Raw genomic sequence first — 17,290 nt, forward strand, 5'->3', positions numbered from 1 at the left:
CGCCCGGAATTGCGTTAGAACAAAGAGTTAGAGCAATTCGTCGTTTCTGGACGAATTGCTCTAGGAAAAGCAGAGTATTTGCCATGGAACGCTCGACCATCGTCAGAGTGCATGAAGGTTTGCACGCCCGTCCTGCCACACGGTTCGTCAAGCTCGCGAAGGGCTTCGAATCCGATGTCGAGTTGGTCAAGGACGGCAAGGCGGTCAGCGCCAAGAGCTCCGTCAAGCTGATGCTGCTGGCGGTCAAGGAAAACCAGGAAGTCACCGTGCGGGCGAACGGCGCCGACGCCATCGAGGCGATCGAAGCGCTGATCGGCTATCTCGAAAACCCCAAGGCGGGTCTCGACGACGAAGCCGAGCCGCAGCGCCCGGCCAATGATGCCGGCCAGGCGGCATCCGCATCGGCACCCCAATCCGTGCCGGCTGCAGCAGGCGAAGCGAACGGCTTGCGCGGTGTCGCGGCAAGCGAGGGCGTCGCGATCGGGCCGGCCTTCGCACATTTCCCGCCCGAGATCGCCGGACAGGGCCGCATGCTGCAGGCCGAAGAGATCGCCGGCGAGATCGACAGGTTCCGTGCCGCGGTCGCCGCCGTCCAGGCGCGCATGGACCGGGCCTTGGCGCAGGACAGCCTGTCGGCCGCAGACCGCGGCATCGTCGCGGCACTCAGGGATATCGCCGCCGACGACAGCCTGACCGGCGAGGCCGAAAAGGCGATCAGGGGCGGCAACGACGCGGTCTCGGCCGTCATCACCGCAGCCTCCACGATCGCCGCCGATTTCAGCGCGGTCGACGATCACTACCTCAATGCGCGGGCCGACGATGTCCACGCCGTCGGGCGGCAGATCTGTCTGGTGCTGCTCGGCCAGGACGACGTCAGCCTCGAAAGCATTCCCGAAGGCGCCATTCTGATCGCCGACGACATCGGCGCCTGGGATCTGGCTCGGGCGCCGCTGAAGCGCATTGGCGGGGTGATTTGCGGCCATGGCGGCGCCACCTCGCACATCGCCATCATCGCGCGCTCGCGCGGCATTCCGGCGGTGCTGGGCCTCGGCGACCAGGTCAATGCCTTGCGCATCGCGCGCGACGTGGCGCTCGACGGCAACACCGGCCATGTGATCATCGATCCGGACGAGGCGACGCGGGCCGACTATGCCGGCCGTGTCGAAGCGGCGGCGAAGGAGCGCGCCGGCCTGACCGTCTTCAAGATGGTGACGCCGAAAAGTGCCGACGGCAAGGTGATCGAGGTCGCGGCCAATATCGGCTCGCTGGAGGAGATCGAGGCGGCGCAGGAAGCGGGCGCCATGGGCGTCGGCCTGTTCCGCACCGAACTCCTGTTCATGCGTCATATGCACCTCCCCTCGGAGGACATGCAGGCCGAGACCTATGCGGCACTGGCCAAGGCCTTCGCGCCCTATCCGGTCATCGTGCGCACGCTCGACATCGGCGGCGACAAGCCTATCGCCGGCATCGAGTTCCCCGATGAGGAGAACCCCTTTCTCGGCTGGCGCGGCATTCGAATGTGCCTCGACCGGCCCGATATCTTCAAACGCCAGCTCAGGGCGCTGCTGCGGGCGGCCGTGCACGGCAACATCAAGGTGATGCTGCCGATGGTGTCCGATATTTCCGAAGTGACGCGCACCCGCGCACTGGTCGATGAATGCGCCGCCGAACTCAAAGCCGAAGGCGTGCCGCATGCGACATTCGATCTCGGCGTGATGATCGAGACCCCGGCCGCCGTGCTGATCGCCCCGGCGCTGGCCAAGGAAGTGGCCTTCTTCTCGATCGGCACCAATGACCTCACCCAATACATCATGGCCGCCGACCGGCTCAACCCGACCGTCGCCAAGCTCAACGACGTCACCAATCCGGCGGTCATGTCGGCGATCGAGCTGACGGCCAAAGCCGGCGTCGCCGCCGGCATCATGGTGGGCATGTGCGGCGAGGCCGCCGGACGCCCGGATCTGATCCCGGCCTTCATCGAGATGGGTCTGACCGAGCTTTCGATGAGCCCGGCCTCGATCCAGCGCGCCAAGAAAACGATCACGGCCATGACGGCCGGGGACTAGATTTCCGGAAGCGCTGCTGGAGCTTACGGCAAATGCGCAAGCAAGGTGGCAAAGACTGGTGTCAGTTCCTCGACCGGGCTTGCCTTGGCGCAGGCCTGCGCGATGCGGTCGTGACGGATATCGGCAGCCAGGATCGCGATCTCCAGCATGTCGGGCTCAGGCGCGCCGTCGCGGCCAGTTGTCGCCAGGCCGCAGGCCAGAACCACCGGCGCCAGGCAGCTTATGTCGAGCGCGCGCTCCCCGGCCGTTTCCGGCGCGGCTTCGCCAAAGCGCACCGGACGCTGGCTGAGCAACTCGACCAGCAACGCCGCGCAAGTGGCCGCGATTGCCTGCAGTCCCGCGCCCGGCGCGGTCAACGCGGCCAGCAGATCACCATGGCGCTTGCGGATCGTGGCATGCGCGGCGGCGAAATCGGCTTCGTGGATGCGGGCATTGTCGATCTTCAGCCCGGCGAGCACCGCCTTCGTCAAATAGTACATGTCGCGCCGGAACAGGCGCTCGGCGCTCAACTGCCGCTCTTCGTTTCCGGCCGGAAAATAGGTGCCGAGGCCTTTCACGGTCGTGCCGTCCACCTTGATCGGGCGCTCGTGCGGGACAAAGGATTCAGCGATCGACAGCGCCTCGTCGACGGCGCTGGCGGCATGGCTGAGCAGGCCTTCGATGCCCTTGCCCGGAAACGGCGGCAGATGGCTGGTCGCTTCGCGCAACAAGCTGGCGTCGCCGGTGCCGTCATGGCGGCTTTGCCGGATGATGTCGCGGACCTCCCGCAACCGGTCCTTCAAATTGACGCGGACGTCTTCGGAGATTTGTCGGAGCATCGCGGTCTGCCTCGAAAGTGTCTTGCAGGGCGGCCGGCGAGGGGCCAGCCACCGACTCTACATTGTTCCTATCGATTGGTAGATCAATAGGCGATACTAGACCAGCATGCAGAATCGGCGACGGCGCGCTCTTCCGTCGCCGCGGGGGAGGGATGATTGGCCAGGCGACGACAGACGGAAGAAGGGCGGGCAGGAGCAGAGGCGACCGAGCAGGTGGCCAGTGAAAGCCGGACGGACCGCCTCAGGATTCGCGCCGCCTGGATGTATTTCGTCGAGCAGATGACGCAGAACGAGATCGCCGACGTGCTTGGCGTCGGCCGCGTCACCATCGTGCGCATGCTGGCCGAGGCGCGTTCGCGCAACGAGGTGAAGATCACCATCGAGAGCGAATTGTCGGAGATCGTGCGGCTGGAGCGCGCGCTGGAGCGGACCTTCGGCCTGCAGCAGGCGCTGGTCGCCCCGCTCACCGCGCCGAATGCCGATCCGATCCCGGCAATCAGCGCCAAGACCGGGGCTTTCCTGTCCGACACGATGAAATCCGGTATGCGCGTCGGCGTCGGCTGGGGCCGGACGCTGTTCTCCAGCCTGCCCTTCATCAGCGCCAAGTCGCTCACCGATTTCAAGGTCATTTCGCTGCTGGGTGGTGTCGGCGTCGTGCGGCGCTACAACCCGGCCGAGTTCGCCTGGCGCTTCGCCCAGATATTCCAGGGCGACGGCTATCTGATCCCGACGCCGGCCGTCGTCGATAGTGTCGAGACCAAGATCGCGCTGGTCGAGCGCTGCGGCCTGCAGGAGGTCTTTGAAATGGCCAACGTGCTCGATGCGGTTCTGCTGAGCGTCGGCGGCATCGCCTCGGCCACCACCTTCTCCCGCGGCGGCTTTCTCAGGGAAGCGGACCGCGAGGCCCTGCTCGAGCGTGGCGCCGTCGGCGACCTTCTGTTCCATTTCTTCGACCGCAATGGCGACCTGGTCGACCATCCCGTCAACAGCCACGTGATGTCGGTGGAAGTCGACCGTCTGCGCGCGGCGCCAATCCGCATCCTCACCTCCGGCGGCGAGGAGAAGACCGAGGCGCTGCTCGGTGCGATGAACCTGATCGCGCCGACGATCCTGATCACCGACGAGGAAAGCGCCAAGCGCATGCTCGAGGCGGTCAGCCCAAGCTGAAGGATGCCGTGATGTAATCGGGCCAGGCCTGCTGCTCGTCGAAGACGGCGGCGAGATCCGGTGTGTCCGCCAATATGCCGCCGAGCACCAGAGCCGTGGCGACGCCGACACCTTTGCCGCCAGCAATGTCGTGCTCGACGCTGTCGCCGACGCAGACGACGCTGCCGCGCTCAGGCTCACCGGCCAGCGCCAGGGCCGCAGCGAAGATCGCGCGATAGGGTTTGCCGATGCGGGTGACGCTGCCGCCCAGGCTTTCGTAGAGATCGGCGATCTCGCCGGCGCCGAAGCGCGGCCCTGCCGCCGTCAGCATGATCCTGTCCGGGTTGGTGCAGAAGCACGGCACCTTTCGCGCTGCCGCCGGGGCGAGCAGTTGGCGGTAATGGTCGAGGTCGTGGCGGTCGCCTTCGCTGGCGGAGATCAGCACCAGTTCGGCGTCCTCACCGGCCTCGGTCAGCACAAAGGGCAGGCCCTCGATCGCCGTGCGGTCGTTGTCGCGGCTGATCAGCAGGCATTTTGTCCCCGGACGCAGCTTTCCCGACGCCGCCATGTCGTTGAAGGATCGCCACGCCACCTCGCCGGAGGAGACAAAATGATCCCAACTGCCGGCGGCGAAGCCGAGTTTCAGCAGGCGGTCCTCATTGGGCTTGGCGCGCTTGCCGGAATTGGAGATCAGCACCACCGTCTTGCCGGCGCGCTTCAGCGCCAACAATGCCTTTACCGCGCCTGGATAAGGAGCCTGGCCGTCATGCAGCACGCCGAACTGGTCGAGCAGGAACACCTGGTAGCGCTCGGCCAGCGGCCCGATACCGTCGAGGCGTTCGATCTTCTTTGCACTCATGCCAGTCCTGCCTTGTTTGCGCCCTTCAGCGCCAGCCGCGCCGTGCCGGCGGCCGCCTCATCGGAAAGTGTCGGCAGGAAATCGACGCCGAGCTTGCGCCGCCGGATATCAGTCCAGGCCGGATTTGCGGCGCCGCCGCCGACGCTCCTGACAGAGGTCAGCGCCGGCGCGCCGAGCTCGGCCAGCCTGCGGTAGCCGAGCGCCTCGATCGCGGCCATGCCTTCGAACATCGCTTTGAGATAGTCAGCATCATCAGCTGGTCGCGGCGAAAGACGCGGCGGCAAGGTGGGATCGGCGATCGGAAAGCGCTCGCCCGATGCGCCGAGCGGATAATAGTCGAGCCCGGTTTGCGTCGTGGGGTCGATTGCCGCGCTGAGTTCGATGATCCGCGCCAGCGGAAAATACTGCGCCAGCACCTTGCCGCCGGAATTCGACGCGCCGCCGGCCAGCCAGGTGTCGCCGAGGCGATGGCTGTAGATGCCGAAGCGCGGCGCCGAGATCGGCCGGTCGGAGAGGATCTTGATGGTGAGCGAAGATCCCAGCGCCGTGACGCCGTCGCCAGCCGTCGTGGCGCCCGTCGCCAGGAACGAGGCACAGCCATCCGTGGTGCCGGCGAGCACGACCACATCGCGCGGCAGTCCAAACAGTTCCGCGGCGGCCGCGGTGAGCGTGCCGGTGACGGCACCCGGCTCGACGACATGAGGCAGCAAGTCCACGCGCATGCCGGTGGCCGCGATCCAGTCCGGCCAGCGGCGCGCCTCGACGTCATAGCCTGTCTTCAGTGCATTGTTCTCGTCGCTGACGTCGAAGCGGCCGGAGAAGTTTGCGGCGATCCAGTCGGCCTGGTGCAGCACGGCCGCGATGCCGGGCAGATGCTGGAACAGTAACGCCTTGGCGAGGCCGGAAGTCGCGCCGTGCGCGGCGCTCGCGTCCGGCGCCTCGCGGGCGACGGCTGCCAGGATGTCGGCGTCGTCGACCTTGTCGTTGTACATCAGCGGCTCAGTCAGCGGCCGCCCGACGGCGTCGACCGGCAGCAGCGTGCCCGACGTGCCGTCGACAGCGATAGTGCGGACAGCAGCGCGGTCGATGCCCGAAAGCAGTTCCGTCAGAGCCGCCTGGACCGCTTGCCACCATGCCGAGGGGTCGCGGGGATTTTGGCCGAATCTGTCGAGCCGAACGGCGGACTGGCCGGCAATGGAGAAATCCGGGCGCATGGCGACGGCGCGCGCGCCCGACGTGCCGATGTCGATGCCGATGACAAGGGGCATCATGTCTTCAGTCCTTTGTTAGCCGCCTGTGGCATTGAGCTTCTGGCGATACTGCTCGGCGTCCCAATTGACCAGTTCGTCGTTCTCGGCAGCGGTGAGATAATTCAACCGCGCCGCGACATCGACGCGCGCGGCCACGTCGGCGAGGCAGCGCTGCATGGCGTCGGCGCCGGCGCTGGCGTCGCGGCGCATCAGCACGCCGGCGCCGGGGAACAGGATCGCCATGGGTGCCGTGCCGAGGCGCGCGGCGACCCCCGCCGCATTCTCGCCCGACCTCGCTACGATCGAGCCCTGGCCGAGGAAGATGACATGATCCGGATAGAGGCTGCCGGCCTCCGCCATGCGGCGGCTTTGCGGATCGAGCGCGACCGCATGAGCTTCCAGATCCGCCGGCAATCGGTAGACGCTGTCTGCCGCAAGCGCTGTCAGAGCCCTGACGTCGGGCGCTGCAGTCGCACGCGCCGGCCGTGCCAACAGCGCGCGGACGCGATGGAGCAGCCTCTGCGCCTCGGCGACGGTTTCGGCGGCGACGACCAGCCCATGATTGCCAAGGATCAGGACATCGACACCAGGCCGCAGTTTCTCGGAAATGCCACGGGCGAGCGGCAGGCCCGGCCGGCAATAGGGCACATAGGCCCATTCGATGCCGCCGAGCCGCCTGGCGACCTCGGTCTCGCCATCGGCCTGCACCGCAAGCGAAATCGTGTCGACGCAGTGGACATGCAAAACCACGCGTTGCGGCATCAAGGCGTGCACCGTGGTTTCGATCGACGGGCGCAGGCCGCGCGTGTTGAGTTCCTCGATGGCGAAGGCCTGCGGCTTGTCGGCGGCGGGATCGCGCTCTTCGACCGCCTCGAGCAGCGGCGCCATTGCCACCGGCACCATGATGTCGTCGCTGAGCGCATCCTTCAGCCAGGTGCCGGAGGCCTTGATCCACAGCGTGTCGCCGGCCTTGAGCGAGGTATTGCCGCCTGCCGCCTGGGTCATATGCGGGTTGAGCCCGATGCTGGCCGAAAGCGCCCGCAAGGCCGCCAGTTCCTGCGAGTCAGCTTGGGTTGCCATGGCGCCTTTCCTTCAACGCTTGCCCGTGATCCCGCCGCTGGGGCCGGTGTTGGCGCTGATATCGCAGATGCGAGCGACTTACGTCAACAGTGATCTACTATCATCAAAACCAGCTTGCAATCTGACTATTGTTGAGTAAGTTGCACCAATTGCCATGGAAAATGGCACTTGGGAGGAAAGAGTTGAGCGACTCCGGCCGCCAGCGTCAGATCGTCGAATTGCTGCGGGACCGCCCGTTCGCCTCGGTGCGCGAGCTGCAGGAGCGGCTTGGCGTTTCGGCGGCGACGGTCAGGCGCGACATAGACCGGATCGACGAGGCCGGCGAGGCGCGCAAGGTCTATGGCGGCATCTCGGCGCTCGACGGCGCATCGCATGCGGGCGTCGCCTATGCCCGGCCCTATGACGAGAACCGTGACCTCGCGGTCGAGGCCAAGCGGCAGATCGCGGCCATCGCGGCGACCATGGTGCGCGACGGCGACGCGGTCATCGTACATGGCGGCTCGACCTGCTTCCATCTCGGCGTCAAGCTCGCCGAGCGCAACATTCGCCTCTACACCAATTCGATGCCGCTCGCGGCCTATCTCAGCGACCATGGCCATTGCAGCCTGACGGTTGCCGGCGGCGAGCTGCATCGCGAACCCGGCATCATCCATTCGCTGACTCAGGCAACGCCCTTCTACGCCTCGAAATTCTTTCTCGGCGCGCAAGGCCTCAACCAGGAAGGCGTGCTGGAATCGCATCCGTTGCTGGTGCGCTCCATTGTCGATCTCAGCCTCTGCGCCGACCAGATCGTGGTGCTGGCCGACAGCCGCAAACTGTCGATCCACGCGCGCAATGTCGCGCTGCCGCTATCGCGCATCGGCACGCTGATCACCGATGACGGCCTGTCGGATGCCGATGCGCGCATGCTGGAGGATGCCGGAGTCATGTTGCGGATCGCGTCCACCTCGGGAGCCGTGCCGTGAAAGTGGCGGTGCTCGATTTCGGCAAGACCAATTCGAAGCTGTTCGTCTTCGGCCAGGACGGACGCATCCTCGACGAGCGCCGGACCCAGCCGAAATGGACGCGCCAGGACGGCTTCAGCGTGCTCGACGAGGCCACCCTCCACGACTGGGCGCTCGGTGCTGTCACGGACGCGGTCGAAAACCATGGCGTGCAAGGGGTGATGGTGTCGGGCCATGGCTGCACCTTCGCTCTCGTGGACGACGCGGCGCTGACGCATCCGATCCTCGACTACGAGCAGGAGCCGCCGGCCGAAATCGCTGCCCGGATCGATCGTCGCATCCCGGATTTTGCCGAGACGTTCTCGCCCCGCCTGCCGCTCGGCTTCAACTACGGCCGACACATGCTGTGGCTGCAGGAGGTCGATCCCGACGCGTTCGCTGCGGCGAAGTCGATTCTCGGCTACCCCCAATACTGGAGCTGGCGCCTCGGTGGCCGAGCGGTCTCGGAAGTATCCTACCTCGGCTGTCATTCGCATTTGTGGGCGCCGCGCAGCCAGGACTTTTCATCGTTGGTCGATGCCGAGGGGTGGCGCGGCCAGATGCCGGGCTTCGCGCGCGCCGGCTCGGTCATCGGCGAACGGCGCCTTGGCGGAGCGGCACAGCCGATCGCCATCCACAATGGCGTCCACGACTCGAATGCGGCGCTCCATGCCTATCGCCGCCAGGAGCTTGGCCCGCTGACCGTGGTGTCGACCGGCACCTGGGTCGTCGTGCTCAATCCCGACTGCCCGCTGGACGTGCTCGACCGTGACCGCGACATGCTGGTCAATGTCGATGTCGACGGCGGCCCGGTGCCGACCATCCGCTTCATGGGCGGACGTGAATTCGCCGCCATCAGCGGCGGCTGGCAAGGCGCGATCCAGCATGGTGCGGTCCTGCAAGCGATCGACGCCGGCATCATGGCGCTGCCGAGCTTCGCGCCGGGCGGGCCGATGCCGGACCGTCCCGGCCGGCTGGTCGGGCGCACGCCCGATGCCGCAGAACGCGCCGCGGCGGCTCTGCTCTATGTGGCGCTGATGGTCGATCTCTGCCTCGACCTCATCCATTCGCAAAACACCGTCATCGTCGATGGCGGGCTGAACGCTGGTGGACTGCTTGCCGGGCTGTTGGCTGAGCTGCGTCCCGGCCAGGCCTTCCTGCAGGGCGCCACGCTGGAGGGCAGCGCCACGGGCGCGGCGGCGCTTGCCTTCGAGAGCGTCGGGCGCGACTTCGCCGCCGAGGCGCCGGAGCCGGTGCATGCGACGCGCTTCGGAGGCTTAACCGGCTATCGCGACGCCTGGCGCGATCACGTCGGCGGGCAGGCCGCCGCCATCAAGGCCGCGGGTGGTGCACGATGAGCGCGACGGCGCAGGAACAGGCAAGCAGCCATCCTGTGCTGGAGATGCGTCACATCTCCAAGACATTCGGTGCGATCCGCGCCTTGCAGGATGTTTCGCTCACCGTCCATGCCGGCGAGCTGCATGCGCTGATGGGCGAAAACGGCGCCGGCAAGTCGACGCTGATGAAGGTGCTGTCGGGCGCCTATCGGCCGGATGCCGGCGGCGAGATCCTGATCGACGGTGTGCCCGCCGCGACCGGCGATCCGATCAAGGCGCGCGCCGCCGGTATCGCGGTGATCTATCAGGAACTGTCGCTGGCGCCCAATCTGACGGTGGCGCAGAACATCTTCCTCGGCAACGAGCCGCGGCGCTTCGGCATTGTCGACCGCGATCAATGCAACCGGCGGGCGAACGAAATCATCGCCCGGCTTGGCGTCTCCTTCTCGGCGCGTGCGCTGGTCTCCAGCCTGTCGCTCGGCGAGCGCCAGCTGGTCGAGATCGCCCGTGCCCTGTCGACCAATGCGCGCATCATCGTCATGGACGAGCCGACCACGTCGCTGACGTCGCGCGAGACCGACAGCCTCTTCGAAGTGATCGCGACGCTGAAGGCGCAAGGCATCGCCATCATCTACATCAGCCATCGCATGGAAGAGGTCTACCAGCTCGCCGACCGCGTCAGCGTGCTGCGCGACAGCGGCTATGTCGGCACGCTGGAGCGCGCCGACCTCAACGCTTCGCGGCTGGTCTCGATGATGGTCGGCCGCGATCTCTCCGCCTTCTACAAGAAGGATCATCGCCCTCCGGACGCGAAGCGCGCCATCGCACTCTCGGTGCGCGGCATGTCCGACGGGCGCCTGTTGAAGAACTGCTCGTTCGACCTGCACAAAGGCGAGGTTCTGGCTCTGGCAGGTCTTGTCGGCTCCGGCCGCACCGAACTCGCCCGGCTGATCTTCGGCGCCGACAAGCGCAGCGCCGGCACGCTGGAACTCGACGGCAAACCGATCTCCATTGGCTCGCCGCGCGAAGCGCTCGACGCCGGCATCGCCTACCTCACCGAGGACCGCAAGGAACTCGGCCTGTTCCTCGACATGTCGATTTCCGACAACATCAGCATGGGCGTGCTGGCCAGGGACGCGCTGACCGGCGGATTGCGCGACTTCAGCGCCGCCGAAAGGCGCGCGGCGAAAGCCATTGCGGACCTGTCGATCCGCACCCGCTCGGCGCAGGCCAATGCCGGCTCGCTGTCGGGCGGCAACCAGCAGAAGGTGCTGCTCGCCCGGCTGCTGGAGACCGAGCCGAAAGTCGTCATCCTCGACGAGCCGACGCGCGGCGTCGATGTCGGCGCCAAGTCGGAAATCTACCGGCTGATCGACAACCTCGCCAACCGGGGCATCGCCATCCTGATGATCTCCAGCGAATTGCCCGAGGTGATCGGCGTCGCCGACCGCGTGCTGGTGATGCGCGACGGCGCCATAGCAGGCGAGGTGACGACATCCGGAGGCGAGCCGCTGCGTCAGGAGGCAATCATGGAACTTGCGACGGGAGCGGCCCAGGAATGACCGACAGAACGACGACGAGCGTGGATCAGGCGGCGGTCAGGAGCCGGCGGCTGCGCACGGCCTTCGCGGCGCTCGGCATGCTGCCGGTGCTGGTGCTGCTGGCGGCGGGCTTCCAGTTCATCAATCCGCGTTTCCTCACCGAGACCAATCTGCTCATCGTCACGCAGCAATCGTCGATCAACATCGTGCTCGCGGCCGGCATGACCTTCGTCATCCTGACCGGCGGCATCGACCTGTCGGTCGGCTCCATCCTTGCCGCGTCGGCAATGGTGGCGGTGCTGGTGTCCTTGGTGCCGGACTGGGGCCTGCTCGGCGTGCCGGCGGCCATCCTCGTCGGCCTCGGCTTTGGGCTCGTGAACGGGCTGCTCGTCGCCTATATCAGGCTGCCGCCCTTCATCGTCACGCTGGGTTCGCTGACGGCCGTGCGCGGCATCGCCCGCCTGCTCGGGCAGGACACGACGGTGTTCAATTCGGACCTGCCGTTCGACTTCATCGGCAATGGCTCGCTGTTCGGCATCCCCTGGCTGGTCGTCATCGCGCTGTCGGTCGTGGTGCTGTCCTGGCTGGTGCTCAAGCGCACCGTGCTCGGCACCTGGATCTATGCCGTCGGCGGCAATGCCGAGGCAGCGCGGCTGACCGGCATCAAGGTGCCGCTGGTGCTGCTGTTCGTCTATGGCGTGTCGGGCCTGCTCGCCGGCCTCGGCGGCGCCATGTCGGCGGCAAGGCTTTATGCCGCCAACGGCCTGCAGCTCGGCCAGTCCTACGAGCTCGACGCCATCGCCGCCGTCATCCTCGGCGGCACCAGCTTCGTCGGCGGCGTCGGCTCGATCTGGGGCACGCTGATCGGCGGCCTGATCATCGCGGTGCTCTCCAACGGGCTCATCTTGGCCGGTGTCTCGGACATCTGGCAGTACATCATCAAGGGATTGGTCATCATCGTGGCGGTCGCCCTCGACCGCTACCGGCTCCAGGCAGGGGCGAGAACGTGAGTGACCGAGTCGCCGGCATCAAAGACCGGCTTGTGTAACGCACCGTGAGAGGCGCGGGGCATCAGGAGGAAGTAAGCGTAATGAAGACCATCGCCAAACTGCTCTGCGGCGCCGCGTTCGCGGCCGTCGCCATCGCGCCGGCATCGGCCAAGGACCTCAACAAGGTCGGCATCTCGGTCGGCCTGCTCGGCAACCCCTTCTTCGTCGCCACCATCAAAGGCATCGAGGACGCGGCCAAGAAGATCAATCCGAAGGTCGAGGTGACGTCGGTATCGGCCGACTATGACCTCAACAAGCAGGTCTCGCAGGTCGATTCCTTCATCGCCGCGGGCGTCGACGTGATCATGCTCAACGCGGTCGACGCCAAGGCGATCGCGCCGGCGGTGAAGAAGGCACAGGCCGCCGGCATCATCGTCGCCGCCTTCGACGTCTCGGCGCCGGGCGCCGACGTCACCGTGATGACCAACAACGTCAAGGCCGGCGAGGAGGCCTGCCAGTATCTGGTCGATCATACCGGCGGCAAGGGCGACTACGTCATCCTCAACGGCCCGGCATCCTCGTCGATCCTGGAGCGGGTCAAGGGCTGCAAGAACGTGCTTTCGCAGCATGCCGATATCAAGATCCTGTCCGACGACCAGAACGCCGAAGGTTCGCGCGACGGCGGCCTGAAAGTGTTCCAGTCGCTGCTCACCCGCTTCGACAAGATCGACGCGGTGTTCGCCATCAACGACCCGACGGCGATCGGCGCCCAGCTTGCCGCCAAGCAGCTCAACCGCTCCGAGTTCATCTTCACCGCGGTCGACGGCGCGCCCGATATCGAAAAGGAGCTCTCTTCCGGCACCTCGATGATCAAGGCCTCGGCCTCGCAGGATCCCTATGTGATGGCCGGCCAGTCGCTGACGATGGCGGCCGAGCTGCTTGCCGGCAAGAAGCCGGCCGAGGCCACCGTGCTGCTCGATCCCAAGCTGATCACCGCCGAAAACCTGAAGGACTACAAGGGCTGGACCGCGGCCCGCTGATCACTCCAACAGGCGCGGCCGGATTTGTCCGGCCGCGCCTCTCTTCATCGCCGCAAACCGGAGACGACCATGGCGCGCATCGGAATCCATTCTTTCGTCTGGTCGGCAAGCTCGGCACAGAGCGAGCTTGAACGCACGCTGGCCAACACCAGGGAGGCCGGCTTCGACCTGATCGAATTCTCCTATCTCGACCCGGCCGATGTCGACATTGGCGGGCTTGCCAAACGCATCGCCGATCTCGGCCTCGGCATGGCGATCAGCATCGGATTGCCTGGTGACGGCGACATATCGAGCGCCGACAAGGCGGTCGCCGCGCGCGGCGTCGAGATCCTCAACCAGACCATCGCGCTGACGCGCGATCTTGGCGGCCGCAAGGTCGCCGGCATCCTGTCGGCCGGCCATGGCCTGCAGATCGAAGCGCCGACGCGCGATCAATGGAACCGCAGCACTGCTGCGCTGGCGAAAGTCGCCGAGACGGCGAAGGCGGCCGGCGTCACGCTCAATCTCGAAATCGTCAACCGCTTCGAAAGCAATCTGCTCAACACCGCCGCGCAAGGTCTCGCCTTCATCGAGGATACCGGCTCGGACAACATCTTCCTGCACCTCGACACGTTCCACATGAACATCGAGGAGGCCGATGTCGGGCTGGCCATCCGCCACGCCGCGGGCAAGATCGGCTATGTCCATATCGGCGAGAGCCATCGGGGTTTCCTCGGCACCGGCAATATCGACTTCGCGGCGATTTTCGATGCGCTGACGGCCATCGGCTATGCTGACGATCTCAGCTTCGAATCCTTCTCCTCGGAGATCGTCGACGAGAACCTGTCGAAGAAGACCGCCATCTGGCGCAATCTGTGGGCCGACAATATGGCGCTCGCCAAGCACGCGCGCGCCTTCATCGGCCTTGGGCTCGAGACGGCGCGGCGCAAGGCGGAACTGGTCTCTGCCCGTCACAAGCCGTAGGGCGGTCGCGGATTTCCCAAGACGCCCAGGCGCGTAAACGCCGCTCGTTGTCGTCGCGCATGCATTGCCGCCGTCCCATGCATCGGCTATCCGACCGCTGCGATACATGAAGCAGAAGGAAACCCGGCATGACCAATAAGACGATCCTCAAATTCGGCGCGATCGAACACGCGGAAGCCGGCGACCTGCCTGGCTGGGTCGTGGTCGAGGGCCACCCGACCATGCAAACCGCCGTCCAGCACACGACGGAAGACGGCAAGGTGATGTCGGGCACGTGGCGGGCGTCGCCCGGCACCTATCATGCGACCTACACCGACTATGAATTCGTGCACATGATCGCCGGCCGCATCATCATCACGCCCGACGGCGGCACACCTGTCGAAGTCGGCCCGGGCGACGCTTTCGTGGTGGAAGCCGATTTCAAGGGAACCTGGAAGATCGTCGAGCCGGTTACCAAGCATTTCGTCGTCCGGGTGGCCTGAACCAGCCGTCTCGACAGCAGGAGCAGGCAGGTCGGCAATGCGCCGACCTGCAAGTGGCGCGGACCACGCGGTTCAATTCGCAACGCCACCGTCTTTATTTGTATCTGATCTGCTGATACATAACCCCGTGCGACCAGTGCGGGGCCATATGTCGAATGAAATCATGGTCGTCGATCCGCTTGAGCGGCTCGACCTGTTGAAGAGCCTCGCGAGCGAGGTTCGGGTCCGGATTCTCGACCTGCTGCACCGCAAGGGGCCGAAAAACGTCAATCAGGTGGCCGAAGAACTGGGTCTTCCGCAATCGACAATTTCGGCAAACATCCAGGTTCTTGTCGATGTCGGTCTGATCGAGACGAAATCACAGAAGGCGCGCAAGGGAAGCCAGAAGGTCTGTTATTCGACCTTCTCGGAGCTGGTTGTCGTCTTCAAGGACCGCACCCCGGCGCAGGATCTCGGCGTCATAGAAGTGGCGATGCCGCTTGGTCTCTACACAAGATGCGAAGTTTCCGCTCCCTGCGGCCTGTGTTCAACGGACGGCGTCATCGGACTTCTCGATGTGCCCGATACCTTCCTCGATCCTGACCGTATGCGGGCCGGGCTGCTGTGGTTCACGCGCGGCTTCGTCGAATACCAGTTTCCCAACAATGCGACGCTTGCCAATGCCAAAGTCGGCGGGCTGGAGCTGGCGATGGAGCTTTCGTCCGAGGTGCCGGGCACATCGAAGGACTGGCCATCGGACATCACGGTCGCGATCAACGGACACGAGATCGATACCTGGACGGCGCCGGCCGACTATGGCGACAAGCGCGGCAAGCATACGCCCGGCTGGTGGAAGCTGGCCGGATCGCAGTATGGCGACCTCGCACACTGGCGCGTCACCAACAACGGCACCTATCGCAACAACGACAAGGTTTCCAAATGCTCGCTGGCTGATCTGGAGCTCGAACGGCACCGCTCGATCCGGATACGTATCGGTGTGAAGGAAGATGCGCGTCACCCAGGCGGCATAAACATCTTCGGCAGCGGCTTCGGCAATTACAGCAACGACATCGTTCTGCGCCTGCTGAAGGCTTGAGAGCATATTTGGCCCTTGACGGCCGAACCAACTCCGCCCTTAACTGACCCACGATCCGGATATAGATCGGAAAGTCGGATTGATAATCCGCAGTGGGAGGGATCATGAAGGCCAGAGTCACGGCGAACGCGGCCTATACCGTCGCAGATATCGACAAGCGTCTCTATGGCTCGTTTCTCGAGCATCTTGGTCGGGCGGTCTACACGGGCATCTACGAGCCCGGACATCCGCAAGCGGACGCACAGGGAATGCGCAAGGACGTGATCGAGCTGGTACGTGCGCTCGACACGCCGATCTGCCGCTACCCCGGTGGCAACTTCGTGTCCGCCTACAATTGGGAAGATGGCATAGGCCCAAAGGAGAACCGCCCGCGGCGGCTCGATCTTGCATGGCGCACCACGGAGCCGAACCTGGTTGGCATCCACGAATTCGCCGACTGGGCCGAAAAAGCCGGCACCGAGATGATGCTTGCCGTCAATCTCGGCTCCCGCGGCCTCGACGAGGCGCGGGCCTTCGTCGAATACGTCAATCACCCGGGCGGCAGCTACTGGTCAGATCTCAGGGCCAAGAACGGACGCGCGCAACCCTGGAACTGCCGCCTCTGGTGTCTCGGCAATGAAATGGACGGCCCCTGGCAGGTCGGCCACAAGTCGGCGAGCGAATACGGGCATCTCGCCAACGAGACCGCCAAGGCGTTGCGCGGCCTCGACCCGACGGTGGAACTGGTCGTCTGCGGCTCGTCGCATTCCAATATGCCGACCTATCCCCAGTGGGAAGCGACCGTGCTGGAAGCGACCTACGAGCAGGTCGACTACATCTCTCTCCACATGTATTTCGAGAATTACGAGAAGAATACGGCCGAATATCTCGCTCTTCCGGCCAAGCTCGACCGCTACATCGGCACCGTCGCGGGCATCATCGACTACGTGAAGGCCAAGACCCGCTCGAAGCGGGACGTGAAGATCTCCTTCGACGAGTGGAACGTCTGGTACCATCAGCGCAAGCAGGACGCCGAGCGCATGCGCGGCTGGGACTGGCCGGAAGCGCCCAGGCTTTTGGAAGACATCTACAATTTCGAGGACGTGCTGCAGGTCGGCTGCATCCTCAACACCTTCATCCGCCGGTCGGATGTTGTTCGCATCGCCTGCATTGCGCAGCTGGTGAACGTAATCGCGCCGATCATGACCGACCCCGGCGGCAGCGCCTGGCGGCAAACGATCTACTGGCCTTTTATGCTGGCCTCCAGGTACGGCCGCGGCACCGCGCTGCAACTCGCGGTCGAGGTGCCTACCTATGACGCGGCCGTAGCCGACAAGGTGCCGTGGCTCGACATTGCAGGCGTGCACAATTCGAACGCCGGCACGCTGACCTTCTTCGCAATCAATCGGCATGGGTCCGAGACGATAGAGGCCGAAATCGCCCTCGAGCGGTTCGCCGCCAAGTCCATCGAGCACACGATCATCCGTCATGACGATCTTGAGGCCTGCAACACCAAGGACGCGCCGGACAACGTAGCACCGGTCAAAGGCAACGGGGCAACGCTCAACAGCAAGGGAATGACGCTGAACTTGCCGCCGCACTCCTACTCGATGGTGCGTGTGACGCTTTGAGTTAATATCCTGATATCGGATACATATCGTAAAATCCGTTGCAGGCGGATC

Annotated in this window: 15 protein-coding genes; 11 read left to right on the forward strand and 4 right to left on the reverse strand. The window is 65.2% G+C overall.

Annotated elements, in window-relative coordinates:
* Positions 1 to 83 precede the first annotated feature (83 nt).
* Positions 84 to 2,066: a phosphoenolpyruvate--protein phosphotransferase gene (gene ptsP, locus D3242_RS10730; RefSeq protein WP_064981037.1), complete on the forward strand. Its 1,983-nt coding sequence runs from the start codon at positions 84 to 86 to the stop codon at positions 2,064 to 2,066.
* Between the two features lie 23 nt (positions 2,067 to 2,089).
* Here the strand turns inward: ptsP and D3242_RS10735 are convergent, their stop codons facing one another.
* The gene (locus D3242_RS10735; RefSeq protein ID WP_019861513.1) at positions 2,090 to 2,884 is read right to left on the reverse strand and encodes a hypothetical protein; all 795 of its coding nucleotides are present in this window, start codon (positions 2,882 to 2,884) and stop codon (positions 2,090 to 2,092) included.
* A 156-nt stretch (positions 2,885 to 3,040) separates the two neighbouring features.
* Here D3242_RS10735 and D3242_RS10740 point away from each other — a divergent pair, with 156 nt between their 5' ends.
* On the forward strand, positions 3,041 to 4,051 hold the full coding sequence (locus D3242_RS10740; protein WP_027047454.1) for a sugar-binding transcriptional regulator: 1,011 nt from the start codon (positions 3,041 to 3,043) through the stop codon (positions 4,049 to 4,051).
* On the opposite strand, the gene D3242_RS10745 is transcribed toward D3242_RS10740, so the two are convergent.
* Genes D3242_RS10745 through D3242_RS10755 form a run of 3 tightly spaced genes read right to left on the reverse strand, consistent with a single transcriptional unit; the run spans position 4,038 to position 7,219 of the window.
* On the reverse strand, positions 4,038 to 4,889 hold the full coding sequence (locus D3242_RS10745; RefSeq protein WP_019861511.1) for a TIGR01459 family HAD-type hydrolase: 852 nt from the start codon (positions 4,887 to 4,889) through the stop codon (positions 4,038 to 4,040). The two genes, D3242_RS10740 and D3242_RS10745, sit on opposite strands and share 14 nt — an antisense overlap.
* On the reverse strand, positions 4,886 to 6,160 hold the full coding sequence (locus tag D3242_RS10750; RefSeq protein ID WP_019861510.1) for an FGGY-family carbohydrate kinase: 1,275 nt from the start codon (positions 6,158 to 6,160) through the stop codon (positions 4,886 to 4,888). Before D3242_RS10750 ends, D3242_RS10745 begins: the two co-directional genes overlap by 4 nt.
* A gap of 15 nt (positions 6,161 to 6,175) precedes the next feature.
* Positions 6,176 to 7,219: a class II aldolase/adducin family protein gene (locus D3242_RS10755; RefSeq protein WP_064981036.1), complete on the reverse strand. Its 1,044-nt coding sequence runs from the start codon at positions 7,217 to 7,219 to the stop codon at positions 6,176 to 6,178.
* 182 nt (positions 7,220 to 7,401) lie between these two features.
* Here D3242_RS10755 and D3242_RS10760 point away from each other — a divergent pair, with 182 nt between their 5' ends.
* From D3242_RS10760 to arfA, 9 genes are all read left to right on the forward strand, one after another.
* Entirely contained in the window at positions 7,402 to 8,184 is a 783-nt protein-coding gene (locus D3242_RS10760) for a DeoR/GlpR family DNA-binding transcription regulator (RefSeq protein ID WP_027047453.1), read from the forward strand.
* The gene (locus D3242_RS10765) at positions 8,181 to 9,560 is read left to right on the forward strand and encodes an acetate and sugar kinases/Hsc70/actin family protein (RefSeq protein ID WP_064981035.1); all 1,380 of its coding nucleotides are present in this window, start codon (positions 8,181 to 8,183) and stop codon (positions 9,558 to 9,560) included. Before D3242_RS10760 ends, D3242_RS10765 begins: the two co-directional genes overlap by 4 nt.
* A complete protein-coding gene (locus tag D3242_RS10770) occupies positions 9,557 to 11,101 on the forward strand; it encodes a sugar ABC transporter ATP-binding protein (protein ID WP_019861506.1) in 1,545 nt (514 codons plus the stop codon). Before D3242_RS10765 ends, D3242_RS10770 begins: the two co-directional genes overlap by 4 nt.
* On the forward strand, positions 11,098 to 12,090 hold the full coding sequence (locus D3242_RS10775) for an ABC transporter permease subunit (RefSeq protein WP_019861505.1): 993 nt from the start codon (positions 11,098 to 11,100) through the stop codon (positions 12,088 to 12,090). The genes D3242_RS10770 and D3242_RS10775 overlap by 4 nt, the downstream gene beginning before the upstream one ends.
* 80 nt (positions 12,091 to 12,170) lie before the next feature.
* A complete protein-coding gene (locus D3242_RS10780) occupies positions 12,171 to 13,109 on the forward strand; it encodes an ABC transporter substrate-binding protein (RefSeq protein ID WP_027047452.1) in 939 nt (312 codons plus the stop codon).
* 69 nt (positions 13,110 to 13,178) lie between these two features.
* Positions 13,179 to 14,072: a sugar phosphate isomerase/epimerase family protein gene (locus D3242_RS10785; protein ID WP_064981034.1), complete on the forward strand. Its 894-nt coding sequence runs from the start codon at positions 13,179 to 13,181 to the stop codon at positions 14,070 to 14,072.
* Positions 14,073 to 14,200: 128 nt separating this feature from the next.
* Positions 14,201 to 14,554 carry a cupin domain-containing protein gene (locus D3242_RS10790; RefSeq protein WP_019861502.1) on the forward strand — a complete coding sequence of 118 codons (354 nt, stop codon included), beginning with the start codon at positions 14,201 to 14,203 and terminating at the stop codon, positions 14,552 to 14,554.
* Positions 14,555 to 14,702: 148 nt separating this feature from the next.
* Positions 14,703 to 15,629, forward strand: a complete 927-nt coding sequence (locus D3242_RS10795; protein WP_064981706.1) for an ArsR/SmtB family transcription factor — start codon at positions 14,703 to 14,705, stop codon at positions 15,627 to 15,629.
* Positions 15,630 to 15,733: 104 nt separating this feature from the next.
* Positions 15,734 to 17,239, forward strand: coding sequence for an arabinosylfuranosidase ArfA (gene arfA, locus D3242_RS10800; RefSeq protein ID WP_064981033.1), 1,506 nt, complete (start codon positions 15,734 to 15,736; stop codon positions 17,237 to 17,239).
* Positions 17,240 to 17,290 lie beyond the last annotated feature (51 nt).

Origin of the sequence: Mesorhizobium jarvisii, from assembly GCF_003601985.1 — a bacterium.
Taxonomy (GTDB): domain Bacteria; phylum Pseudomonadota; class Alphaproteobacteria; order Rhizobiales; family Rhizobiaceae; genus Mesorhizobium; species Mesorhizobium jarvisii.

Excerpts from the sequence above, each read along its gene's own strand:
- ptsP (WP_064981037.1), top strand. The coding sequence starts at position 84 with ATGGAACGCTCGACCATCGTCAGAGTGCATGAAGGTTTGCACGCCCGT.
- D3242_RS10735 (WP_019861513.1), bottom strand. The coding sequence starts at position 2,884 with ATGCTCCGACAAATCTCCGAAGACGTCCGCGTCAATTTGAAGGACCGG.
- D3242_RS10745 (WP_019861511.1), bottom strand. The coding sequence starts at position 4,889 with ATGAGTGCAAAGAAGATCGAACGCCTCGACGGTATCGGGCCGCTGGCC.
- D3242_RS10750 (WP_019861510.1), bottom strand. The coding sequence starts at position 6,160 with ATGATGCCCCTTGTCATCGGCATCGACATCGGCACGTCGGGCGCGCGC.
- D3242_RS10755 (WP_064981036.1), bottom strand. The coding sequence starts at position 7,219 with ATGGCAACCCAAGCTGACTCGCAGGAACTGGCGGCCTTGCGGGCGCTT.
- D3242_RS10770 (WP_019861506.1), top strand. The coding sequence starts at position 9,557 with ATGAGCGCGACGGCGCAGGAACAGGCAAGCAGCCATCCTGTGCTGGAG.
- D3242_RS10775 (WP_019861505.1), top strand. The coding sequence starts at position 11,098 with ATGACCGACAGAACGACGACGAGCGTGGATCAGGCGGCGGTCAGGAGC.
- D3242_RS10780 (WP_027047452.1), top strand. The coding sequence starts at position 12,171 with ATGAAGACCATCGCCAAACTGCTCTGCGGCGCCGCGTTCGCGGCCGTC.
- D3242_RS10785 (WP_064981034.1), top strand. The coding sequence starts at position 13,179 with ATGGCGCGCATCGGAATCCATTCTTTCGTCTGGTCGGCAAGCTCGGCA.
- D3242_RS10790 (WP_019861502.1), top strand. The coding sequence starts at position 14,201 with ATGACCAATAAGACGATCCTCAAATTCGGCGCGATCGAACACGCGGAA.
- D3242_RS10795 (WP_064981706.1), top strand. The coding sequence starts at position 14,703 with ATGTCGAATGAAATCATGGTCGTCGATCCGCTTGAGCGGCTCGACCTG.
- arfA (WP_064981033.1), top strand. The coding sequence starts at position 15,734 with ATGAAGGCCAGAGTCACGGCGAACGCGGCCTATACCGTCGCAGATATC.